Annotated in this window: 17 protein-coding genes and 1 pseudogene; 4 read left to right on the top strand and 14 right to left on the bottom strand. The window is 43.1% G+C overall.

Features of this window, described 5'->3' with window-relative positions:
• Window positions 1-38: 38 nt before the first annotated feature.
• The 4 genes and pseudogenes from DC094_RS13225 to DC094_RS13200 form a co-directional block, all read right to left on the bottom strand.
• Window positions 39-743 carry an RDD family protein gene (locus DC094_RS13225; RefSeq protein ID WP_206605657.1) on the bottom strand — a complete coding sequence of 235 codons (705 nt, stop codon included), beginning with the start codon at window positions 741-743 and terminating at the stop codon, window positions 39-41.
• Window positions 744-1363: 620 nt separating this feature from the next.
• Window positions 1364-2806 (bottom strand): annotated as a pseudogene (gene tnpC / locus DC094_RS13210) (IS66 family transposase).
• Window positions 2807-3274: 468 nt separating this feature from the next.
• Entirely contained in the window at window positions 3275-3643 is a 369-nt protein-coding gene (locus DC094_RS13205; protein WP_116687582.1) for a DUF6968 family protein, read from the bottom strand.
• On the bottom strand, window positions 3622-4575 hold the full coding sequence (locus tag DC094_RS13200; RefSeq protein WP_206605656.1) for a 23S rRNA (adenine(2030)-N(6))-methyltransferase RlmJ: 954 nt from the start codon (window positions 4573-4575) through the stop codon (window positions 3622-3624). The genes DC094_RS13205 and DC094_RS13200 overlap by 22 nt, the downstream gene beginning before the upstream one ends.
• A 283-nt stretch (window positions 4576-4858) precedes the next feature.
• On the opposite strand from DC094_RS13200, the gene DC094_RS13195 reads away from it, so the two are divergent.
• Window positions 4859-6649, top strand: coding sequence for an OmpP1/FadL family transporter (locus tag DC094_RS13195; RefSeq protein ID WP_116687581.1), 1791 nt, complete (start codon window positions 4859-4861; stop codon window positions 6647-6649).
• 400 nt (window positions 6650-7049) lie between these two features.
• Here DC094_RS13195 and DC094_RS13190 read toward each other — a convergent pair whose 3' ends face one another.
• The 5 genes from DC094_RS13190 to DC094_RS13170 all read right to left on the bottom strand — a co-directional run bounded on the left by DC094_RS13190 (window position 7050) and on the right by DC094_RS13170 (window position 13272).
• Complete coding sequence (locus DC094_RS13190; protein ID WP_133245550.1) at window positions 7050-7457, bottom strand: hypothetical protein; 408 nt, start codon at window positions 7455-7457, stop codon at window positions 7050-7052.
• Window positions 7458-7579: 122 nt separating this feature from the next.
• On the bottom strand, window positions 7580-8542 hold the full coding sequence (locus DC094_RS13185) for a glycosyl hydrolase family 28-related protein (protein ID WP_158527322.1): 963 nt from the start codon (window positions 8540-8542) through the stop codon (window positions 7580-7582).
• Window positions 8543-8564: 22 nt separating this feature from the next.
• Window positions 8565-10277: a glycosyl hydrolase family 28-related protein gene (locus DC094_RS13180; protein WP_133245549.1), complete on the bottom strand. Its 1713-nt coding sequence runs from the start codon at window positions 10275-10277 to the stop codon at window positions 8565-8567.
• Window positions 10278-10553: 276 nt separating this feature from the next.
• Entirely contained in the window at window positions 10554-11414 is an 861-nt protein-coding gene (locus DC094_RS13175; protein ID WP_178030910.1) for an MBL fold metallo-hydrolase, read from the bottom strand.
• 85 nt (window positions 11415-11499) lie between these two features.
• Complete coding sequence (locus DC094_RS13170) at window positions 11500-13272, bottom strand: SulP family inorganic anion transporter (RefSeq protein WP_116687576.1); 1773 nt, start codon at window positions 13270-13272, stop codon at window positions 11500-11502.
• A gap of 207 nt (window positions 13273-13479) precedes the next feature.
• Here DC094_RS13170 and DC094_RS13165 point away from each other — a divergent pair, with 207 nt between their 5' ends.
• The gene (locus DC094_RS13165) at window positions 13480-13938 is read left to right on the top strand and encodes a YaiI/YqxD family protein (RefSeq protein ID WP_116687575.1); all 459 of its coding nucleotides are present in this window, start codon (window positions 13480-13482) and stop codon (window positions 13936-13938) included.
• Between the two features lie 6 nt (window positions 13939-13944).
• Here DC094_RS13165 and DC094_RS13160 read toward each other — a convergent pair whose 3' ends face one another.
• Window positions 13945-14211, bottom strand: coding sequence for a DUF5062 family protein (locus DC094_RS13160; protein WP_116687574.1), 267 nt, complete (start codon window positions 14209-14211; stop codon window positions 13945-13947).
• Window positions 14212-14397: 186 nt separating this feature from the next.
• Between DC094_RS13160 and DC094_RS13155 the strand changes: the two genes are divergently transcribed.
• The gene (locus DC094_RS13155; RefSeq protein ID WP_116687573.1) at window positions 14398-14874 is read left to right on the top strand and encodes a PliI family lysozyme inhibitor of I-type lysozyme; all 477 of its coding nucleotides are present in this window, start codon (window positions 14398-14400) and stop codon (window positions 14872-14874) included.
• Between the two features lie 42 nt (window positions 14875-14916).
• Window positions 14917-15387 carry an HAD family hydrolase gene (locus DC094_RS13150; protein ID WP_116687572.1) on the top strand — a complete coding sequence of 157 codons (471 nt, stop codon included), beginning with the start codon at window positions 14917-14919 and terminating at the stop codon, window positions 15385-15387.
• A gap of 141 nt (window positions 15388-15528) precedes the next feature.
• On the opposite strand, the gene menB is transcribed toward DC094_RS13150, so the two are convergent.
• The 4 genes from menB to DC094_RS13130 all read right to left on the bottom strand — a co-directional run bounded on the left by menB (window position 15529) and on the right by DC094_RS13130 (window position 20578).
• Window positions 15529-16380, bottom strand: coding sequence for a 1,4-dihydroxy-2-naphthoyl-CoA synthase (gene menB, locus DC094_RS13145; protein WP_116687571.1), 852 nt, complete (start codon window positions 16378-16380; stop codon window positions 15529-15531).
• A 138-nt stretch (window positions 16381-16518) separates the two neighbouring features.
• The gene (gene menH, locus DC094_RS13140) at window positions 16519-17346 is read right to left on the bottom strand and encodes a 2-succinyl-6-hydroxy-2,4-cyclohexadiene-1-carboxylate synthase (protein ID WP_116687570.1); all 828 of its coding nucleotides are present in this window, start codon (window positions 17344-17346) and stop codon (window positions 16519-16521) included.
• Entirely contained in the window at window positions 17346-19214 is a 1869-nt protein-coding gene (menD, locus tag DC094_RS13135) for a 2-succinyl-5-enolpyruvyl-6-hydroxy-3-cyclohexene-1-carboxylic-acid synthase (protein ID WP_158527321.1), read from the bottom strand. The genes menH and menD overlap by 1 nt, the downstream gene beginning before the upstream one ends.
• Window positions 19166-20578: an isochorismate synthase gene (locus DC094_RS13130; protein ID WP_116687568.1), complete on the bottom strand. Its 1413-nt coding sequence runs from the start codon at window positions 20576-20578 to the stop codon at window positions 19166-19168. The genes menD and DC094_RS13130 overlap by 49 nt, the downstream gene beginning before the upstream one ends.
• Window positions 20579-20612 lie beyond the last annotated feature (34 nt).

Here is a 20612-nt window from a genome sequence, read left to right as displayed (position 1 = left end):
GCTATTTATATCGGGTGCGATTTTATCCACAACACTGCTCATAACCGAGTCACCTGATAACCCGTTAAGCCAGCAGCCAATTGTTGTAAATATTCAACACGCTGCGGCGGTGGCATATCATCCGGCGCAACAATCGCAGCCAACTCTTGGCACCGCTCTTGGCTTAATAAATGGCTTCGCTCAGCAAAGGCGACTAATGCGCGCTGTTCTTCAACATTTAAAGGTTTTTTCGGCATAAGTGGGCGGCGCTTTGGCAGCTCAGGAGCTTTTTCAGCGGCAGGCTTATAAATGACCAATGTATCGGCGACCAGATCACCTAATCGTCGAGAGTCTGTTCTTAGCAACATACAAACAATGCCTGAGAGCCATAAGAAAGGCAGGAAGTCAGCAGTTCTTAATAGGTTTCGCACTAAAGAAGCGGAAGCAGAAATCGTCGCGCCATTGCCCATCACCACTCTCAGGCCCATGGCTTTTTTGCCGGGTGTCGCGCCATGATTTAACAGTTCAAAAAGCACCGGGTAGAACCATTCCAAAACAAACCAGGCAAGCAACATAATACCTTGGCCTAAGCCGCCAAATTGCGACAGCAGCAGGCTTAAAGCAACCATTAAGCCTAAGCGAACCGCTAAATCGATGGTGAAAGCCAACGACCGGGCAACCAGTCCGGCAACTTCCAACTGCAATACAACGCCTTCTGGTGTTTCAAAAGGTAGGTGGTTATCGATTAACCTGGTGGAATTCAATCGCCAAACTCCCTGCTGTGCATATTTGAATGTGCGCTCTGACCGTTGCTGTGGCTAAGCACAAGCATATTATCAGCAATGGCGAGAATTATTGCGAACCTTAAAAAGAAACAGCTGATCGTTTTCAGCCTTGTGGAAAACAGTAGTGCGCTTAATTCTGAAAGATGCGTCAAGCTAGCGCGCTCAACAAATGGCATAACGTTAAGGGAAGGGCTTTTTGTGACGGTGAGGGCGTAAACCTTCAAGAACGGCTCCTGCTTGGTCGATTTTGCAGCACAAGTAGGTTTTAATTTGAGCTCACGTTACAGATTGTTTTTTTGAAGCAATTTGATCTGCCAACTGGCAGATATTAGTTAAACATCAGTGGCTAGAAGGGTTTTTCTCAGCACAATTGCATCCGATTGATTTCATTTTTAGTACAATCGTTTCGAGAATAGTTGAGCGTTTATTATTGATATAATCATCTTCAATTTGCTTTCGGGTATAGTTAAAGCAGTAGCAAACTAAATCACTTTCTTTGGAAATAAAATGTTGAATGTCTAATAATTAAAATTGATTGTGAAAACATCTATCTTAATGTATTTTGCACCATGTTTTTTTATTTGTAACCATTCAGCATGTCACACCAACCGATCCAATTTCTCCTGAATAAAGTCCGGCCATTTACCCGCAAATAATAACGACAAAGCCTCCCCAACACCGACCCCATGTTTTTGGCAGGTCGATATATAGCTCCGGATTCTGCAATACGCTTTCACGCCATCCCATGAGCGGAAGCAGCCTGATATCTTCTGCTGAACCTTGCTCATACGGAAGTCCCGTTCACCCTGATTATTGGTAAACGGTGCTCGGGTATTACTCATAAACCGCAGCACGTCTGCTTCAAAATCCCGCAGCCGTTCTAATAAATTTCTCGATTTACTTCGTGCTAATTTCCCTCGTTTTAATTGACCTTTTTTATCCGCTTTTTTTGGCTCAGGTGCCGGGCATTCCCGATCACCTGCTTTTAATATTTTTCGATATCGCTTCACCCATTTTTGACACTGCTTTTCATCCAACTCACCCCCCGCCTCATTGACGGCTGTATTCATTTCATAAAGCAGATCTTCCATTGCCTTGGCCCAGTGCTAGCCATCTTGCTCATGGGCTCGCGCCAATTCACGTACATGATGGGCGGTACGCAATACATGCAAGCACAGCAAAAATCGGTAGTAGCTTTTCCAGTGATCGTGTACCAATAAACCGGTAAATTTAGGCAAGATGTCGATCGCTTCCATTGCCTCGATACCTCTTGATTCATGCGCTTCAATCCACGTCCAGCGGTCATTGCTCGCGACATGTAGCCACTTTCGTTTACCATTGATATTGACGCCGGTTTCATCGGCATGAATCAAATCTCCAGCACGCAAAATAGCCGGTACTAACTGAGCAAATGGCTTCAGTCGATGAAAAGCTTCCTGATTAAAATTGGCAAGGCTACCGGTGCTGATTGGCGCATCCAATATCTCAGCGAAGTGCTTTTGAGTCCGTTCATAAGGAATCAGCTGGTAGCTCGACATATAAACCGCGTTGGCTTTAAACTCATTGCCATATTGTATTGGCCGAGTGACCCCTTGCGGAAACTCAGCAACAAACTGGTTACCCTGCTCGTCTTGTCTAATCTGCGCCCGATATTCGGTGACATATCGGGTAATATGAACATCAACTACTTGGCGGCTTTCACTGCCAACAACACGGTATCTTCCTTTCGGCAATTGGCTACGATCAATCTTAATATCCATCACTTCATCTGGGTCTTTCACCTGTGATTAATTACTGCCTTTATGTCCAGTCTGCCCGCCTGGGTTTTTATTGCTTTTGGCGCGCGATTTCTTTTCTCGATTAGGATCTGCCGATGGCGGAATGCTGGAGTTTTTGCTGTTTAGCCCTTTGCTATCAAGCAATACCTTAACGACGAGCATCAGCATACGAACCATCGCCACCAGTTCGGGCGGTAAGCTTTTGCTTTTGGCTAACAATCGCTCGGTTTCAGCGATGGTTTTATTAATTTCGATTGAGTTCATGCGGTTATTATCGCACAGGTTTTCAGGGTGATTTTTTTGTCTCTGAGACTTACTGTGGCGACTTTTTAGAAGCGGAATGCTGATGCGCTATTCTGAGCAAAAAACATTGATAATCAGGTGTGTTAATAGCAGTTTAATGCGGCGTTTAAGTGGTATTCTGAAAGAGGTGCTTAAATTCGGGAAAATATCAAAAAAACCTGTCAAGCGATTTTTATATTAAATTGTGCTGAATGGTTACTTTTATTTAATAATTTGATTGCAATTAAAACACAGGTGCTGTGTCCAAAACCAATAAATATGGATAAATTTTCTGTTAGAATTAATTGCCAGCCCACATAGGTTGCCATAAGCATTGGGGATTGCGGCGGAATCGGTATAAATCAGAAAGGGAATGATGGCAAATATCAAACACCCCAAGCCACCAAATGAAGTGGCTTGAGTGAAACAGTGCACTAGAAAAGCATGTTTCTATTGCTGCTGTTGGTGCGGCTGTACCGCAAAAAACATTTGAAGAATATCGACTGGTTGATCAGGATAATCTTGTAGATAAAAATTCATTTCCTGGGAAACGCAGTTATCCAACTCGCGGCGTAATAGCGCCATAGCTAGACCGATTGTTTGAATAGAATCCAGACCATAAATGTCATAAGGCTCATTTTTCAAACCTTCTAACTTCAATTGGCAATGAAATTCTTGACCGCCATTTTCTTCAACAGGCTCAGAAAGCGCAATTAGAATGTCGCTTCTTTTACCATCTGGCATTTCAATCATTAGATCGGATTCTGCAATCCAGTTGAGTTCTTTTTTATCAGCCATTAATTGGATTCCTTTATCCATTGTATTTTCCAGCCACCTAGTTTTTTACCATCGACATTTTTAGCAATCTTTGGATGAATCAACTCTAGATGTTTTTCGATATTCTGATCTAACTGGTAAGGCGCATTAATAATCGCCATGCCTGAACCATGCATCCCAAACTCTGGTTGCTGTTCGTCAACGGTTAATTCAGCAACTAATAAATTGCTCTGGCATATTTTTTCTAGCTTTCTTAATAACCAGCCGCTGCGATCTCGCTGCTTACCTAAAATGGGATACCAGATGGCAAAAGTGCCAGTAGGCCAGCGTTTAACCGAATCGGTGATCGTTTCGACTAAATGGTAATAGTCTTCCTTCAGTTCATATGAAGGATCTATCAATACCATTCCGCGAGCAGGTTTAGGCGGTAATGCGCCGATGAGTGAGGCAAAACCATCTTGGTTTAACACTCGGGTGCGTCGGTCGCCTTGTAAGTTCTTTTGTAAAACTTCGACTTCCTTGCTGTGCAGTTCCATCAACAGCAGTTTATCTTGCGGCCGTAATAACTTTTGCGCAATTAATGGCGAACCTGGATAAAAACGCAGTTTTTTCTGGTCAGCATTTAACTCACGCACTAACTCAGCAAAAGGCAAGGGCATAGATTTACTAAACCCACGATTAACCAGCTTGGCAATGCCATCATGATATTCGCCGGTTTTGTTGGCCTGCTCACTTGCCAGGTCATACAAACCGCCGCCGCTGTGGGTATCAATATAAATAAATGGCTTGTCTTTAGTCTTAAGTTTTTCAATCAACAGGGTTTGCACCAAGTGCTTGATCAAATCTGCATGATTGCCAGCGTGGTAACTGTGGCGATAACTCAACAAAGTGAAAGGTCCCGAAGCAAAAAAATCTGTGCCGATTATATCAGCTGTCGCAGCGACATTCCTGATCGGGTTTACCAGTCTGGTCAAACTAAGCCGCCTCGGCTGCTTTTAGATTGAAAATTGCTTTGATGGAAAATCTGCACAGAAGTTACACACAGCTGGGTTTAACCACATTAATCTAGATTATCGCCGATAACTGGTTATAATCGGTTACAACCGAGCTGACCGACTGGTCAGCAGCAAAGTAAAGCAGCTCAAGATCGAATGGTTCAATAAGTTATCCCCAGACGGATATACCCAAACTACTTCAAAATATCAGCCTTCTGAAATTTGAGGTGGTTTGGGTATAAGTATTACAAGGGATTAATCGATGCAGAAATCTACCATGCAGTCCGTGTTCGGACTGGCCGTAATTAGCTGTTACAGCAGCTTTTATACTATTCAAGCTCATGCCGCTGCTTTGGCAACGCCAAGTACTAGTGTCTCAGCACTTTCTAGCGCTAATTCCAACGCGATAGCCGCAGATGACCCTTCTGCGCAATTTACCAACCCAGCACTTTTAACTCGTTTTTCCAGAACTCAGATAGCTGGCGCAATGCTAATGGCAGACGCTTCCGTCAGCTTTAGTAATGGCACTAGCGAAGGAAAGTCGACCACCATTGTGGGTTATGGCAATGACGGCTCAGGTGCAACCGAAATTCAAGGTGGAAGCGCCGGTGACCCGGTGAAACTATCGCCTATTCCGCAAATATATTTAGCGCATCAACTGTCTGAACAACTTTATCTGGGGTTTGCATTAGACCTTCCTTATGCCATTCAGGGAAAGTTTAAAGATGATTGGATTGGCCGTTACGACGGTATTGAATCTCAGGTTCTGGCGCTTAATTTCAACCCTTCTATCGCTTGGAAATTTAATCAGAAGTGGTCGGTGGGCTTTGGTGTAAGTGCTCAGTATTTATCAGTAAAAGACCGACATGCCATTGATCACCTTGCTGGCGTTGATTATTTAGCCAGCAGCATTGGCCGAGACATAAAAGCAATTAGCGCAAGTGGTATTGCTGCAGGTTACGGCTGTAGCAGCCTAACGGTGAATGATTCTTTCACCAGCGATTTTGCTATGGAAGGGTGCCGTAATAGTGATGGTGCGAGTACTGCCTACCAGAAAGTTAGCAATGCAATTGATGCAATTACCGGTAGTTTCCATGATTCTCTTGACGGCTTATTGGCAGAAAATAAGCCAGAAAATGATGGAGAAATTGATGTCACCGGTAATGATTTAGCTTTTGGATATAATCTGGGCGTTACTTGGCAACCGGCTAATGATTATCGGTTTGGCTTGGCTTATCGTTCAAAAATTGTTCATGACGTAAAAGGTGAATCTGACTGGACAGTTAGTGACAATGCAAGAAGTGCTCAACATTTACCTATCGATGCGTTGATATCGATATTACCTAAAGAGTTAACTAGTACATTACCAAAAAATTTATATGGCGATTCTTTATATCAATTATTAAATGATATTTTATATGTTGATAGTGATGCAGATTTTACCGTTACCACACCGGCAACCGCCAGTTTGAATGGCTTTGCACGCCTTAGCCCTAAGTTATCTGTCACCACTGATTTAACTTGGACCGAATGGTCATCAATGCAACAGATTGTGGTTGATTACGACAGCCCTCTGCAAAACACTGTTAATCCACTTTATTTAAAAAATGCTTGGCGTTTATCATTGGGCAGTAGCTACCAATTCAGTAATGCGCTTACTTTCAGAGCCGGTTATGCATTTGACCAAACGCCGGTAGTTAATGAGCATCGGACGACTAACCTGCCTGGTACGGACCGCCAAGTGTTTTCTTTTGGCGGTAATTATTTGCTAGGAAAAAATGAAAGTATTGATTTGGGCTTTAGCTACATCAGCTTTAAAGATGCTGAAGTTAATTCCAGTAGCTATGCCGGGCAAAACCAACCAACGCCTTCATTGAGCATTAGTGAATCTTTAGCTGGGATCGAAGTGAATGGTGTTGATCTTGGGCAAATGCTTGCCAATATGCCCGGAGTAGGAGCAATACCTGCTTATAACAATAATAACCATACGACTCGTGGAAAGTTTCAGTCCAAAGCTTGGTTATTTGGCATTCAATACAATAGAAAGTTTTAATTTGTATTTAACAGTGCCCGGCAGCAGCGTAGCTCTCCCTGTTATCGTTGTTGTTGGGCATTCTATAACGAGTTAGAATGTTATATTTATAATTTTAATAACTATTAAGTAATCTATATATCAACGCCTTAATTTAGAAAAACAAAGATAGCATTATTCAATCACTATCATAGAAAATTAAAAATTCCCAAACTATTAAATTTTGATCATGATGTACTCGAACCTTCCGGTTGAAGAAATGCGCTCGCAAAGACCTCTACTTGCAATCAAACTGATTGTTTTCTTCATATCGAAAGTTGTTCCCCCCCTTGAACCAGTAGTAACGTTAATTTGCGCTACTGGTTTTTTTATGGCTTGAGGATATATTGTTAATTGCTCCCCAAGCCACTAAATTTCAGCTTTAACCTTTGATATCACCTATCGTTTTCATTTTTTTACGATGAACCACTGACCAATACCTCAAACCACTCGGCGCGTGAGCTACTACTGCTGACAATAATATCAAAATGATTACAATCGTCGGCGCATAATCAGGCCACCACCAAACTCCGCCCAAAACCATCAGCTTGGCAACAATCAAAATGCCCCGCAGTTGAATTAGCCAAATCAGGTTGGAAAGCACATCTAGAATGATTAGGCCAATGCCTGATACCAACAGCAAATGCCACCACAGCTTCAATTCACTCGGTAATACGCCCAGCATAATACCGCCAGCAAAACCGGCTAAGCCAACTAGGTGGAGTGCTCTAAGGCTAATTTTAAGCAGGCGCTTTCCTACAAAGTCAGGCAGCAAACATAGCTTGTTCAAGGTCTAGACCTAATAATCGATAAGAGTAATCTGTAAAGATTATACCTAGTCTACTCCTGTGATAACGAGGCCAATATCAACAATCTGTTCAAGATAAACACTTCCCTTACTATTGCTACCGATTAGAACGCATTTAACTGGTTAAGTCGGCCAATCGTTTTATGTCCAAGATAATCCGCTTCACGGCTGCCGTATAAATCGCCAGAATAATTATTACGTAGGCGCAAATAACTATTTTTATAGCTATGCGCATTTACCCCAGGGTTAGTATCACTACGCAAGAAAACATTATTGGTTACTTCAAATTTTCCATGACCAATATGTAGCTGGGGTTGAGTTTTTTTTGTATTGACGAAAATATTTCCAGCAATTTTAATATTACTGGTACCGCCAAGAAGATCTAAACTCATGTTTTCAAAAACGATATTTCGATATTCAGTATTATTAATGATGTTGTCATAATATTGATTACCTAGCGAAAGTGTCGTGTAAGAATCGCTGGCATCAAAAATAGTCAGCATATTTTCATTGCCAATTAAACTATGGCCATCACTCAAACGAATACTTTGTTCAAACTTGTATCGGCCTGGAGGAAAATAAAGCGCCTGACGAGTTTTAGGCGCAGCATCCAATAGCCGTTGAACTTTAGCCGCAATATTATCGCTACCCGGAAAAATACCTTTTTGGGGTGCACAAAATACCTTGTTGCCTTGAGTGCTGAATAGCGGCATGGTTTTGCATAACATATTGGCTAATTTCTGAAAGAAACGATCACTACTTTCCATTTCACAACTGTATTCAACGCAAACCACTATTGATGCATTATTTTGAAATTCAGATATTTCAGAAAATTTTATTTTAATTTCATTGTTATAGACCATTCGAAATAGGCCTTTTTCTTGCTTATTCCACAAGTGAATATAACCAAAGTCCACCTGCTTGTTTGACAAAAAGTTAATTTTAAACCCATCGCTATTATCAATAGACAGTCTGAAAAATCGACCATGGCTCTTATTTAAGTCAGCAGCCAACACAGATGAAATAGAAAAAATAAAAACTAACAATAACGCATATATTTTTTTCATAACTAAAATTTTCATAACAAGCCTAGTCTCGCAATGGGACATTCAAGTTGAGGAGATGTTGAAAATCTGAAGGAATTAACTGATCAGCTTCTGTGTTTGATATTTCACTAAAATAGCCATAGGGTAACGGTTGATGAGGTAGGCAGGCATTATTTTCAGATATTTTAAAATTCTGTCGATTATTAATACTACGCCAGGTTGCATAAGCACCATTAACGCTTTCTGTATGGTCAAAGCAGTTGTCATGAACCAGAAATAATGGAATGGATGGCGTTTGAGTAGCACTATCAACAAAGCTTTGCCAAAACTCTATTTGGCTATTTTTAAAATAATTGTTAATAAAATAGCTTTCACCAAGACCAAAATAGTTACTTGAAGGATAAACTCGGGTCAATAGCCTCATATTATCAACATGATTTGCTGCAAAATATATTTTGCTGGCATTACGGAAACGTAATCCGGCAATTAATTGGGCAGGCCAGCCTGAGAAATAATTCTCTGTGACGATGAGTTCATCATACTGGCGATGTGAAAATGCTTCACTTCGTCCAATATCAAGCTGTTGGTTTTGTGGGTTATATAGATATCTACCAGCACTGCTATTGGTGTAGTTATTATGAAAATTCAGGCTTCGACTATAGGACGTATACCAACCGCGGCTGTAGCTACTTTGAAAGTCTACTAACAAACTACCGTCTCGATTTGTTAAATTTTCTGCTCTGGCCAACCTGAGTTTCGCATGGTTCCCAAGCATTTCATTGGCTTGCCCCACATGGGCACTACTCAAATCACCCAGGTAATTATCATGAATATTTAGTCTATTGGCACGGTAACTAGCAAAAACAGTACCAGGGAACTCGCGTCCTCTAAGAAATATATTGGAGCTAATTTCAAATTGATTATGGGCGACAAATACTTGATAACCGCTGCTTTTGGTATTGAAAAATATATTACCGCTAATATCTATATTATTTTTTCTTCCATAAAAATGTATCCGAATATTTTCAAGCGCTAGATTTCTAATTTCGCTATCGTTGATCTTGTGGTAGTAATTGGAATTGCCAATCACAACGGTAGTCGAAGCATGGCTTCCATCTAAAATACTCAGACCATTACTATCACCAATCAAATTATAGCCTTGCTGTAATTCAATATTACTGTCAACCCTGTAACGACCCGCAGGAAAATAAAGCGCTCTATTTTGCGGTGCTAATCTCGCTAATGCATTACGAATATTCTGTGTTTGATCACCTGCAGCATTTGGATATATTCCTTCAGCGGCGGCACAGTTAGTTAATTTACTATCCGGAGTAACGCTCGGCATATTGCTACAATAAAAATCCAGAGCACTCTGGAACAAGCCACCAAATCGCTGGTAAGTAGTACAACCAACGTCATTGCAAGCCTGAAGCAGTAGTAAGCTAATGCCATCTGTTAAATGTGATTGGGTTAAAGTATAAAATTCATCAACTTGGGTCTGGTCAATGAGGGTTGATGGCTGTTGACCTGATAACTGACGCGCAGCGATTAATCGGTACTCGGTCGCGCCGCTTGCTGGAAGCCAATCGATCAAGACCTCATTGCCTACTTGAGTAAACGTGATGTGTCGGTCTCTGGGAATGGTTGGTTTGCTTATTGAGCTAGTCGTCGCACTGCCTGTTGCTATCGGCAGCATGGCAGAAATCAAAATAAATATTAAAAACAATAATAAAGAATGCATTTTTTTAAGGTACACTGATTCACCCTTAATATTTGTATAAATACTGCCTATACAAATGTTGGCATTCTGGCGAAAACAACCAGAATATAATTAGCCACCTCCCTGTTGTTAGATGTTACTTTAAGGTTAGCAATCAAATAATTAACAATACAATCAAAAAAACCAAGTTTTTTTTATTTGTTGAATTGGCTATTAACTTAAATAATCACCCTAGCTTTAAATATAAAAAAAGCGGTCATAATGACCGCTTTATTGATTAATTTAATTATTGTTCAATCGAGAAAGATCATTTTATTTGCTCATTTTAATCGGTAGCTTTAAATAACACTGGCCATTACTTTCCGGATCGGGCAAATCTCCTGCACGGATATTCACCTGCAATGACGGGTACAACAACTGTGGAACCGCTAGCTTCGCATCCCTGCTGGTTCGAATATCGAGAAATGCCGCTTCAGTGACCCCGTCATGAATATGAAAATTTCTAGCTCGCTGCTCGGCGACAGTTACCATTGGGCAAGCCTCTCGGCCTTCAGGGTAGTCATGACATAACCAAAGCCGGGTGTCTTTTGGCAATGCCAGTATCTCTTTTAAAGAACGGTAAAGCGTTTTGGCATCGCCACCTGGAAAATCACAACGGGCAGTACCCACATCTGGCATAAATAGAGTATCGCCAATAAATAAGTCACCATCGCCGATTAAATAGCTAACACAAGCGGGTGTGTGCCCCGGGGTATGCATCACCATTGCCGGCAGTTCGCCGATAAAAAATTCACTGTTATCAGAAAATAAGAAATCAAACTGGCTACCATCGGCGGGTTGATCTGCTTCATTGAACGCATCAAAAAACGTTTTCTGTACTGTTTGAATATGTTCACCAATGCCTATTCTGGCACCAGTTTTTTGGCGTAAATAAGCACCTGCCGATAAATGATCGGCATGGGCGTGGGTTTCTAAAACCCATTTCAATAGCAAACCATCGCGGTGAATATCTGCCAGAATTTTATCGATAAACTTGCTGGAAATTTGGCCAGATTTTTGATCAAAATCCATCACAGGATCAATAATCGCCGCTTGCTGTGTTTGAGGATCGCTCACCAAATAACACCAGGTAGAAGTATCCTGATGAAAGTAAGGTCGAATGTCTGCCGACATAATATTTCTCCTTAAGGCAGATATAACAAGGCTAATTTTATCTGAGGCTTTATTCCAAGCCTCTTATGCCGTTACTAACGCCCAACTAGATAGTCCATTCCAGTTGCTGTGTTAGATAATCTACCGCTTGTTCGGTAGATAAAAACACCTTGCCTTGCCCTAGATGATCAATAAAACGGGTAGCTGCCAGTCGATCCATTACCGGCCCTTTCACTTCAGCCAGATGCAACACAATTCCGGCTGACTGTAATTTAGTTTGTAGTCTTTCCAATGATTCCAATGCGCTGGCATCAATGAAATTAATTCCAGAACAAATCAGCACCAAATGGCCTGATTGCCCCTCAGCTAATGCCAGCTGCATTAATGAATCTTCCACGACTCTGGCATTGGCAAAATACAAGCTTTCATCAACTCGTATCAGCAATAAACCTTGGTGCTGAGCCTGTGGATATCGCTTCAAGTTTCGGTAATGACCCGTAGCATCAACTCGGCCTACTCGAGCAATATGCGGCTGGCTAACTCTCCATACCAACAGAACAAAGGAGCAGCCAATGCCAATCAGTATTCCCAGCTCAACACCGCAAACCAGAACGGCTACAAAACTGGTAAATAGAGTAACACCATCTGCTTTGTTATAACGCCATGTTTGTAAAATACTTTTTATATCAATTAATGGTAATACGGCAATTAGAATCACCGCACCGAGCACTGCCTTAGGCAACTGTTCAAACCACTCGGTAAACCAAAGCAGTGTAATCAATAATAAAACTGCACTAATCACTGAAGCCAGCGTGGTTTTAGCACCTGCAGCGTCATTAACCATCGACCGACCAAAGCCGCCAGCCACCGGCATAGTGCCACTAACTGCCGAGCCTAAATTGGCAATGGCTAGAGCAAATAATTCGTTATCTGGCTCGATGGTTTCTCGTTTTTTTCCTGCCAATGCCGTTGCAACAGAAACGCTTTCTAAAAAGCCGACCAAGGCAATTAAAAATGCCGAGGGCGCTAATATCCATAGGTTATGCCAAATTGATTGGTTATCTGGCGTCTGAAAAATATTAACCACTGATATTTCAGGTAGGCCGGCCGGAATTGCACCGACAATCTTAACGCCGGCAGACTGGTCATAATCGCCAAGGCCAATCACCAACAAACCAAAGATAACCGCAGCCATCGGCGCTGCCTTACCCAGCATGCTAGCCAATGTTTTAGACATTCCGAGACGGGTTAACCCAGCAGGAAGTAAACTTTTCCACAGCACTAAAAGTAGTAATGCAACGCCAGCAATCATGAGTGTTGTTGGGTTTAATTGTTCAAGCCGCTGCCAAAAAGTCATCATCAACTCAGCAGCACCATGGGCACCTGCTAGAGAAATACCGCTAATATGACTCAGTTGGTTCAGAGCGATAAGCACTGCTGCACCAGCAGTAAAACCACTAATTACAGCATGGCTGAGAAAGGCAACCACTTGCCCCATCCGAAGCATTCTCAATAGCAATAAAAATAAGCCAGTCAGCAACGACAATTGAACCGTCAGTTGTAAGTATTGTTGGCTACCAATTTCAGCAAACGCCAACACTGCTTCACCCGTCATCAAAGAAGCAATTGCAACCGGCCCAACTGCCAAAGATCGGCTAGAACCAAACAGGCTATACAACAATGTCGGCAAAATAGCGGCATATAAGCCCATCTGAGGTGGCAAACCCGCCAACATGGCGTAGGCCATACCTTGCGGCACCAGTAGCACTGCGACGACCGCACCTGCCAGTAAATCAGCGACTAGGTCAGACTGTTGATAACTTTTTCGCCAGGCAAGCCACGGAAACCAGCGAGTCCAACGGTTATGGGAATTACTCATTAGCTAGTCACCAACACATCATGAAAAAGTTGTTTATTCGTTTTGGCTAATATAATCAATCGTCAAACCTTGGCCAATGTTTATTTTATTGATCCGTCGAACGACTACGGCAATACCCTCAAGTACCACAAATCATCGAACTAGTTTGGGTATATGCCATGTTATAATGCGCCCTGACTTGAAATACCGAAAGCGAAGAGAAGATAGATGAAGATCTGGGTTGATGCTGATGCTTGTCCTGTTGTGATGCGGGAAATTCTGTTTCGTGCTGCTGAGCGCACGCAAACACCCCTGACCTTAGTCGCCAACCAGCATATTCGCGTGCCGCCTTCGCAGCTAATTCGCATGATACAGGTCCCCAGCGGATTCGATGTAGCAGATAACGAAATTGTCCAAAGAGTAGAAAAGGGCGATCTGGTGATTACCGGCGATATTCCTTTGGCAGCCGAAGTGATTGAAAAAGGCGCACTGGCGTTAAATATTCGCGGTGAGTTATACAGTAAAGAAAATATTCGTGAGCGATTGAATATGCGAGACTTTATGGAAACTATGCGTTCTAGCGGCATTCAAACCGGCGGCCCTGCAGCACTGAGCAAAACCGACCGAATGGAATTTGCCAACCAGCTAGACCGCCAGTTGGCAAAATTGAAACAGTTGAAAAAGTAATTACAGCTACTTTAATAGCGGATGATCTTCAGGCAGCTGGCGAGACATCCACAATGCCAGCTTATGCTTCATATTCGGCTCATCTTCCTGACCTTTAGCCAGCGGCTGAATCAGCTTGTCATGCACTAATAATCGATAGATAAAACGTAATTTGTCTTTGGCAGAATCGGTGGCGCTAAACTCACCTACCTTCCGTTTATTGGCGTAAATTTCACCAACTCTCAACGCTTCGAGCACTAGCTGTGGTTCGTTCTTAACTTTGGTCTTTGCCATGCGCCACTCCCACTAACCTGTTTTAATGCAAACCGCCTATGCAGCGAGCTGCTCTCAATACCAACGGCCTTCAATGCAAACTACATTAGCCTAAACAAATGACCAAATTCAAATCACCGGTCAGTCACAAACAACCATCGGTTTATCTAATTTGATTTGAGCATTAACTGATCTAAAAGGTAAAAAATGAAATCTCTTTATTTATTTTTCGTTATCTTGCTATGTGGCTGTCAGGCACAACCAGTCAAGCAAGCGGCAACTTCTCAAAACCAGCAGTCGCTAAGCCAATCACTCGCCACACAGCTTGTCGGCTGCCCAGATAATTTCCAAAACAGCCATCTCTTTAATAACGAGCTGCTCTCTGTAAACCAACAGCGAATCGTGATTGAACAAGGCAAGAAAGAACCCCGCGGCATTGGTAGCTTCAGTATTCGGTTATATGGAGCCAATCCACAGTTCCCTTATGATGATTTTCTAGATGGACTGATCAGAATGCGAGACGGTAGTGTGTCCAATATATTCATCGATCAGCAGCAAACATCAGATGAAGTTATTGTTGTTGAGATACAATCTTCTGGCTCTGGCGGGTATAAAACGCAGGAGTTATTCAAAATAAAAAATAATAAGATTGAGTTTATTGAAACTAAAGATCTTTCTTTTTAATTCTCAGAAAAAAATCATCTTTAAATATAAGTAGGTAAAAATATGATTGAATTTTCTATTCCAAGTCGCCACACCCTAAAAATTAACCATGTCGTTTTCGACTTTAACGGCACATTAGCTATAGACGGAATCTTGGTTGATGGTGTTGCTGAGAAGATAAACTTGTTAGCAAACCAAGTGACATTTCATGTAATCACTGCAGACACCTATGGCAATGTGGCGCAGCAATTAACAGGCATTAATTGCCAGCTATACAACCTAAGCCAGAATAAACAGTTTACCGACAAGCTCGCCTATATCGAACACCTCGGCACACAACAATGCATTTGTGTCGGCAATGGTTTCAATGATCGTGAAATGCTGCAACATGCCGGGCTTGGCATTGCACTGGTTCAGCAGGAAGGCTGTTATATGCCAACACTAATGGCTGCAGATATCGCCTGTCATTCAGTATTAGATGTGTTTGGATTTCTAGAAAAACCCGCAAGGTTGTTGGCGACTTTGCGGGTATGATTTTTTAATGTTTCGTAAATTAAATACTTATTCAAATAAATATCTATGGATTGTATTACGACAACATTCACTTGATTTTCTATTTTTCATAAAAAAGCCACTTCTTTAAAAGAAGTGGCTTTTTACCAATCTTATAAATTCCTACGGATTACGCGGAAACTTATCAAAATTCGGCTGACGCTTTTCATTGAAAGCGTTGCGGCCTTCCTGACCTTCTTCGGTCATGTAGAACAGCATGGTCGCGTTACCAGCCAGTTCTTGCAGGCCTTGTTGGCCGTCGCAATCGGCGTTGAGTGCGGCTTTCAAGCAGCGCAGCGCCATAGGTGAATTCTGTAGTATTTCGCGACACCAGGTAACGGTTTCCTGTTCCAATTTTTCTAGTGGAACAACAGTATTTATCAAGCCCATATCTAATGCTTCTTGTGCGTCGTATTGACGGCAAAGGAACCAAATTTCGCGAGCTTTTTTCTGACCAACCAAACGTGCCATGTAGCTGGCACCGAATCCGCCGTCGAAGGAGCCAACCTTTGGGCCTGTTTGACCGAAACGGGCGTTTTCTGCTGCGATGGTTAAATCGCACACCATATGTAATACATGGCCACCGCCAATGGCATAACCCGCAACCATCGCCACTATCGGCTTAGGGCAGGTACGAATATCGCGCTGTAAATCGAGTACGTTTAAATGGTGAGTACCGTCAGAGTCTTTATATCCGCCGTAATCGCCGCGTACCTTCTGGTCGCCGCCAGAACAAAAAGCCAGGTCACCGGCACCGGTAAAGATAATCGTGCCGACCTGCTCGTCGTAACGGGCATCAGACAAAGCCTGAATCATTTCTTTTACCGTTTGCGGACGAAATGCATTGCGCACTTCTGGCCGGTTAATGGTAATTTTGGCGATGCCTTCGGCTTTATGAAACAGAATGTCCTGATACTTTTCTGAACAGTCTTTCCATTCGATCTGACGATATTCTTGAGTATTATTAGGTTCCATTGAAACCACCGCTCCTCTATTTACAACAACTAATCACAGCGAAAAATCACTAAGGCAGCAAGTGATTGCTCACTTACACAGCCGATTGATCGATGTATTGGTTAAAATTTAATGATTTTTCTACTAGCAAGCATCTGACTATTTATGCAGCGCATACACTGCGTCAATTAATGCCTGTGGATTATCTAGATGCACATTATGTCCGCAATCAACTACGCTACGTATTTCTATTGCAGTGCAATTACTTTCATATTTTTGATTCGCTAGCTCAGTCGCTAGCTGGGAAAACTTTTGATCGTTTGCACCATGTAAATAAATAACAGGACATATCATATTAGTTAACAATTTTATGTAATTCGTCTGTAATCCCAATGAAAAATTATTTAAAGCCTGGGCTAAAGCAGATGGACTTTGATTGTTAGCTCTCTTCATTTGTAGTTTATGGCGTTTTCTTTCTGATAAATAAGCAAAAACTGGCTGCGTATACCATTGAGATAAAAATAATTCGATATTCTGATCGATTATCTTTTTTGCCCATTTTTGGTCATGGATAATTCGCTCTTGTTTCTGTTGCGCGTCGATTAATCCATAGCGGGCAGATTCAATCAACAAACCTTGTAATCGAGTCAATTGATTGTTTTGTTTAAGATAATCAATCAATACCATGCTTAGTCGGCCGCCCAGAGAATAGCCAACAAGGGAGAATTGTTTAATCGATAGCTGATCGATTACTTGCAGCAACTGTTGTGGGAAAATCGAAAAATCTGATGCAATAGAATCGCTTTTACCATGGCCAGGTAAATCAACTAGCACACAATAAAAATCATCTGCCAACGATTGAGCAATTGATATCCAATCAGCGTGTGAACCTAAAAAACCATGCAAGAAAATCAGTGCTGGCTTATTGTTGCTCCCGACACAGAGATAATTCAATGACTCACCGGATAATTCACTAGCAACTGCCATTAACTGAATTCCTTGATCAGCTGTTTGATTTGCTGGGCTGCGCTGCCAGGCGCAGTGAAAACTTCAATAATACTCGGCAGATTCGAGTTCAATGCCTGTTGATAAACCGGCTTAAATTGCGCCAGTTCGGTCACCGGCTGGTAATCCACAGCAAACATCGCCGCAGCCTGTTGCATTTTCCGGCCATGCGGCCGTTGAAAACAATCTCGGCCCAGCGTTGAAGTGGTGCTATCTGCTGGAATCGGCAGCATATGGAAAATACCACCGCCATCGTTATTGATCACTACCAATACAAAGTTGTCATCAAAGTTTGCCAGCAGTTCGAGTGAATTCAGGTCATGCAGCAGCGATAGGTCACCGAGTAACATCGAAAATTTCTGTTTCGTAACAGTTGTTTGAAGTGCCGATGCAACACCCACCGCCGAAGCTAGCAAGCCATCTATACCGCTGGCCCCACGGTTAGTAAATACTTGCTGACATTGAATTTTTTCTAGTTGTTCACAGGTGTTTTGACTTGAAGTCTGTCGACCATGACCGACCATTTCAGCCAAACGTACTGGCAAGCTATTACCAACAAATATTGCCGATGGTGCCAGCTGCAAAAATTGCCGGCTGATATTCATTTCATCGGCGGGCCCGGTTTGTTGGCTATCTAACCAATCATCTAGCTTTGTGGATAACTGTTGCTGTTGATTTTGTAATGCCTTAAGCCAAACGCCATCATTCTTTATTGTTTGATTTTCAATTGCTTGGATTAGTTGCACACAGGCTTTAGCAACATCAGCTGTCCAGCGTTGGTGGAATAGATGGTCTGGATCTTGTCGCTGGGGTTGTCGGCTAATCATCAGACTATTGTGCCAATTACCGGCATTGGCTTTGGCAGTAATCCACTGGCCGAGTCTTTTACACACCAGCCTTGGCCCAAGCTGAATCAATACCTCGGCTTGATCTAATAAAGCTTTGCTCTGGGGGTTCACCAACAACAAGTCGCTATGGCTCAGCACGCCCGGCAAACCTTTCAAACCACTTTGAATATCAGCCACTAATGGCCAGCCGAACACTTGAGATAATTGCAGCGCAGCTTGGCTATCTTCTGTGGATAAGTCACCGGTGATGATTAAGCCCTTGCGAGCTGAAAAGCTACTAACAAGGCGATTGCAGTAGGATTGCTCAAGCTGTGGGTAACTTTGTAGATAATCAGTGAAAACCTGTGCAGAATTTAACCATCTCGCTGGAATCCTCAACAGCTCTGGATTAATCGGTTGTTCAACACCTGGGTACAAAGGCTCGCGCAGCATTAAATTAATGTGCACCGGCGCTTGTTGGGATTGAGCGTTAAACAGCAGCTGATCCAACTCGGTTAAATAGCTGGCGATTGGCTGTTCAATAGTGGGGAGCCAATTAGTTTCTGCAGCGAGATAATTAGAAAAAATACCTTGCTGAATAATCGCCTGATTGGCTGCGCAATTAATTAGTTCGGGCGGGCGGTCAGCGGTTAATAAAATTAGCGGCACGCCCGTTTGAAAAGCTTCGACCACTGCTGGTAATAAATTCGCCACCGCAGAACCTGAAGTCGTCACAATTACCACCGGCTTGCCACTGGCTTTAGCTAATCCGAGGGCTTTAAATGCCAAGCCGCGCTCATCGAAATGCCAATGCTGTTTTAAGCGGCTAGTTTGCGCAGCCAGCGCTAAAGGTGCCGAGCGAGAACCGGGAGCCAGGCAAATATGCTGCACGCCTAACCGGGCTAATTCTTCCAACACAATCGAAGCGAACAACTGGTTTAATCCAGCTGCCAGCGGCAATTTAAATGGAATGTTTAGCGTTGATCGATCGCTTGCATTGGATGTTGAACCGGAGAGAGGCACGGATCCTCCTGCTTGAACAGGGATAAGAGCGCCGAAGTCTTGGCATTAATTTCTTGCCATTCGGCTTGTGGGTTAGATCCAGCAACAATACCGGCACCAGCGAAAGCCTGCAAACTGCCTTCTTTAATTCGGACACTACGAATGGTGACACAAAACTCGCTAGAGTCTGCTTTGATACAACCGGCAGCACCAGCATACCAACCACGGAAATAGCCTTCGTGCTTTCGCAACCATGCCATGGCATTTTCTCGCGAAACACCGCCCACGGCTGGCGTAGGGTGCAAGGTTTGCAGTAAATCGGCATCGCTGTCTTTCTTCAATACGCCACGCAAGGTGTGGCGTAGGTGTTGTACTTTACTCAGCCGAACCAACGACATGTCCTGGCTGTGTTCTAGCTGCTGACACAAAGGCTGTAACCGGTTGTGGATATCTTCCAGCACCAAACGGTTTTCATGGCCATTTTTTGAATCATTAAGCAGTGCTTGGGCCAATGCTTGATCTTCAGCTTTGCCTTCACTACGCGGTGCAGTGCCCGCCAAAGCTTCAGTACGCAGCAATAAGCCACGACGCTGGAACAATCGCTCAGGAGTACAACTGACAAAGGCATCTCGATCATTCAACTGCCAGCCAAAACGGAAACTCTCGGCTTCACGCTGACCCCAGTCGGCTAATAAACGCCACGGACTGAGTGCATGAGCGGCCTTCCATTCAGAGCAGCGTGACAGTACAACTTTCTGCATATCGCCACGCTTGAAAGCTTGCAGCAACTGCTTAACTCTATCTTGCCAGCCGTTGTAGGCCGGGTGATGAACAGGCTGGCCTAATAACATCGGCAATTCAGGCAAACCGGTGGGATATTGCAAACTGGCAAGAGATTTTCTGGCTCGATTCAGTTCTGCATCAACTTGGCCAGGTTCCAGCAACAAGTTGATCGCTAAAACATGGCGCTGATTCTTTTCTACTAGCTCAATTCGCGGTAAAACCATCTGGCCGCAGCCAAAGCCGCCCCATTGGGTGGCTTGTTGGTCAAACGAGAAAGCAGACATAATCGCCGCATCCCCATCGCAATTTTTCAGCAGCTCACTAGCAGTCTTGAGCAGAGGAGATACCTCGGCTACATTCACTGGCATTTTCACCGCATAACCAATACCAGCGCGAATGGCTTTGCCATCACGATCTCGCCAGTAAGTGCGGGGAAGCATTCTCTGAGCCTGTAGCCATTCCAGTGCTGAAATGGGTTCTACAGGAGTCTCCAGCCGGATCAAACGTCGTTGATCTAGTGGGTTTATGCGCTTTTTGGTGTCTATCAACTGTTGATCAAGACTGGCACAAGCGCGAGAATAACCTGGAATAAACTGCGTCAAGGTAGCGCCTTTAAAAAGACATGAGAGCCGAGCT

The sequence above is a fragment of the Pelagibaculum spongiae genome, assembly GCF_003097315.1.
Lineage (GTDB): Bacteria > Pseudomonadota > Gammaproteobacteria > Enterobacterales > Pelagibaculaceae > Pelagibaculum > Pelagibaculum spongiae.
The sequence above is the reverse complement of the archived record's forward strand: the minus strand, read 5'-3'. Positions and strand labels throughout refer to the sequence as shown.